General features: G+C 67.7%; 1 protein-coding gene. It reads right to left on the bottom strand.

Translation table 11 applies throughout. The features are described 5' to 3' along the window. Positions 1-1,031 (bottom strand): IS256 family transposase (locus J2847_RS33885; protein ID WP_209783114.1); only part of this gene is annotated, 1,031 nt, incomplete at its 3' end. Positions 1,032-1,193 lie beyond the last annotated feature (162 nt).

Genomic DNA, 1,193 nt, shown 5'->3' with positions numbered 1-1,193 from the left:
TCGGTGCGCCGCTTGATCTCGCCGTTCAGCCGCTCCAGCGGGTTCGTGCTGTGGATCTTGGCGCGGTGCTCCTTGGGAAAGGTCATGAAGGCCAGCACGTCCTCCTCGGCCTCGTCGAGCAGGGTGGCCAGTTTGGGCACCTTGGGCCGGACCTGATCGGCCACCTGGCGCCACTGCGCCTTGGCGGCGCCGGCGTCATCCTGGGCGAACGCGGTGGCGATGAAGGCCGACACCACGCGCCGGCCGCTCCGCCCGGCATGCGCCAGGGCGTTGCGCATGAAGTGCACCCGACAGCGCTGCCACGTGGCGCGGAACACCTTGGACACGGCGGCCTTGATGCCTTCGTGGGCGTCGGAGATCACCAGCTTCACCCCGGCCAAGCCGCGGCGCTTGAGCTTGCGTAGGAACTCGATCCAGAAGGTCTCGGCTTCCGAGGCGCCGATGTCCATGCCCAGCACCTCGCGCCGGCCGTCGGTGTTCACGGCCACCGCGATGGTCACGGCGACCGAGACGATGCGCCCGTTCTGGCGAACCTTCACGTAGGTGGCGTCGATCCACAGGTACGGCCAATCGCCTTCGATGGGACGCTCCAGGAAGGTCTTCACCCGCTCGTCGATCTCCTCGCACAGCCGGCTGACCTGGCTCTTGGAGATGCCGCTCATGCCGAGCGCCTTCACCAGATCATCCACCGAGCGCGTCGAGATGCCGTGGACGTAGGCTTCCTGGATCACGGCGGTCAGCGCCTTCTCGGCCATGCGGCGCGGCTCCAGGAAGCCGGGGAAGTAGCTGCCCTTGCGCAGCTTGGGGATGCGCAGCTCGACGGTGCCGGCGCGGGTCTCCCAATCACGCTCGCGGTAGCCGTTGCGCTGAACCAGCCGCTCGGCGGAGCGCTCACCGTGGGCGGCGCCGGTCAGGCCTTGCACCTCCAGTTCCATCAGCCGCTCGGCTGCGAAGCCGATCATCTCGCGCAAGACGTCAGCGTCAGGGTTCTTCTCTAGCAGCGCGCGAAGCGCCATCATCTCGTCGGTCATCGTGGTCACCCTTGGGTCGGGTTGAGGTGTGGTGACCAGACTCTACCGAAGACCCACGATGACCGCCCCGCTGTGGAAAACCGGCCCGCCTACGCCAGCTCTGGGGGGCGCTTCGGCGGGCCGGTTCCCCACAGCTCCTACACCACGTTCAGGGACGTGACC

Source organism: Azospirillum agricola, assembly GCF_017876095.1.
Taxonomy (GTDB): domain Bacteria; phylum Pseudomonadota; class Alphaproteobacteria; order Azospirillales; family Azospirillaceae; genus Azospirillum; species Azospirillum agricola.
This window is presented reverse-complemented; position numbering and strand designations above follow the sequence as displayed.